The organism is Bacillus sp. CDB3, from assembly GCF_002081505.1.
Lineage (GTDB): Bacteria > Bacillota > Bacilli > Bacillales > Bacillaceae_G > Bacillus_A > Bacillus_A cereus_AT.
The window spans coordinates 1-2,727 of the sequence record NZ_ALBR01000144.1 but is presented as its reverse complement, the minus strand read 5'-3'; the positions used below and the strand labels follow the sequence as shown (position 1 = coordinate 2,727).

Genomic DNA, 2,727 nt, shown 5'->3' with positions numbered 1-2,727 from the left:
GGGATAATCTGGAGCTTCTGATGAGGTGTTCTAGGTCATGTAATCCATACCAGATTTGTTTATGCTTCTCATTGCTTAAATCTAGCGTCATGACGTAGCCAGTTTTCTTACGTTCCGAGAGATAACATTCATGCCATTCATCAATAAAAGTTTCTATTTGTGATAGTTGCATCACTTCCGACATACAAAGAGCCTCCTTTTGAGAATAAAAGGAAGCTACACAAGAAAATTTTTACTTTACCTACTTGTCCAAATTTGGTATCATAAAGATACAATTTCATTAACAACAGGGTATCCGCCTTGTGTAGTTTCTATAGGGAGTCTTAAATCCGCAGCGACCAAACGTTGGATTTAAGACTCTTTTCCATTTATTCGATTATTTTCTACAACAATTGTAACGTAAAATTAGTAATTTTGTAAATACGAGGATGAGCATTGCAGCTTGTGCTCGTATTTTTATGTGATTCTGGTGATTCCAGTTATCTCCGCCTTTTTGCGCGTGAAAATTAGGGAATCCTGTCAAGTCTTGCTGAAGATTAGTAGTGCTGTTTTTGGCGAAGACTTTGCAAAAACGAATGATTCGTACCAAATTATCAGTTACTACTTATTAACCAATGATTATTATTGTTATGTACGTTTGACTAGTATCCTATTTTGTAATACACAACACTATTCGTTCAAAAATGGCTCTTATTCAAAAAGAGGATACGTAGTATGTGGGGTTTCGCCAGCACTCTAGCCAAAAATATATTAGTTATCAAAATAATTATAACTATATAACTCCTGCTTAATAACCTAACATGATTTTAAATCTAAAACAGGTTTTATTTGTCCTTTGATAAAGGCATATTTAATTTTTCATTTGATAAACACATGTTAAAAACTCTATCGAAACTTATATAATATATTTTTGGTATAACAAACCAAAAAGCGGGTTATAGTATTAAACAAGTTCTACCTCCTTTAGAACTTGACTTATGCACGGTAGTAATGACAAATAAAGAGACGCGAATATTCGCGTCTCTTTATTTTGTACGTTTGATGATGTATTGTTGAAATTTGTTGTTAAAATACAGGATTTTTGATACATACCAATATAATTTATTTCCTTTGTTAAATCCCTATACGCTTTCATATCTACTTCAAGTTTGAAATGTGATTTTACACTATCAACCATGAATGCAGATACCGTTTTATAGCCAAATTCTTCTGCTTTATTTTTTATCATTTTCATCTAAAGTTATTTGTAAATATGTTTTATGAATAACTGTCATAATTTCACCACAAAATTTTATAATGAATCGAGCGAAGCGACAACCATTTTCTAAACGAAAAAATGTAATTTTTGAGGTTAGAAAATGGTAAAGGTGCTAGGAAACTTCCTAGCAAGTCAAAAACAACGTTTTTGGGGTTTGTCATGACAAACCCATAGCTTGCCCTACCCCATGATCCAAATGTGGGCTAAAGACAGTTCGGTTGGAAGGTTCATTGATTTTAGAGAGTCTTGGCGTTAGCCTTGCTGTGGCGGTAGCCATTGTTTTTTACGGCTGCCGGTACGGCAAAAGGTTGCCAAAGGGAGGCTCGAAATCAAATGGTTCTTTGCTATTGTAATTGGATAGGCTACTTTGACAATTCGTAAACAACAAACAAAATGATAAAGTTTAACAAGCACTATGACTCAATCAAAATAATCACTACAGTGCGCACTTTCACAAACTCAAAAAGTTTGTTCGCTCTTCCCCAAAGACATCGACATGTTTTGTTACCCGCTAGGGCTTTTTTTCTTCCAAGATAACGATTAAGTTTTTTCAAAAATAATCGATTTATCATGCAACACCTTATCAAAAAAGACACAAACCGTAACGAAACTTTCAACAAAACAAAACGTTCTTTTTGGGTTATACTTTCTACAAACATTTCGTAATAAATTCTCTGTTCTCTACAAAAAAATTCATATTATCTAGTGTTCAAATGGAACAATTTGAAAAACTAAATTTGAAAATTACAACTTTAGATGAGAGTTTTGATATGCAATAATGCATATTTTCGTGTGTCTATTTTTGAGCGTGTTAGAATAATAAATGTTCCTTCTAGCACACATACAATTTTTCATAATAATAGTTGTTTACACACCCCCTATTCTTTATTTTATAAAAAGTAGGGGGGAAATTGAATAAGAGCAAGCTATAAAACTATTACTAGGTAAAACTAAAATAAATATACAATGTTATGAATTTAAAAAATCAGCTTAACTTTAATATAGAAATATTAGAGAGTGCGCCGAATAAAACATAGTCAGTCTTCTGAGACATAATCTTTGCAGTAAGAATTGATGGAGAAGAAACAGAAACAATTTTTTGAAAAGAAGTAGAACCAGGAGAACTATCACTAGAAGGACTATAAATAATGCTTTCAACTATATGATTTCCATTTAAATCAAGTGCAACAAGACCGTAATGAGTAGTACCAGAAGTCGAACCACCACCACTAACTAATCCACTAACTGATAGATTAATTAAATAAGTATGTCCTCCTGCAAGTATAATTTGAGAACTATTGTTGGAAATAATTATATCATTACCAACAAATTCGGTCGTTGTCCACACAATTTCAGATGAAGTGTGATCATAACTAATGAATGAAGTATCACCATTCGCAAATTCAGTAGAAATAAAACCCGTAGGGCCTTGAATTCCTTGTGAACCTACTGGACCTTGAGGACCTGTT

Annotated in this window: 2 pseudogenes; both read right to left on the bottom strand. The window is 32.8% G+C overall.

The features are described from left to right. A pseudogene (locus CDB3_RS32120) lies at nucleotides 1-184 on the bottom strand (AsnC family protein); the annotation flags it as partial. 2,059 nt (nucleotides 185-2,243) lie between these two features. Beyond that, nucleotides 2,244-2,727 (bottom strand): annotated as a pseudogene (locus CDB3_RS32005) (hypothetical protein); the annotation flags it as partial.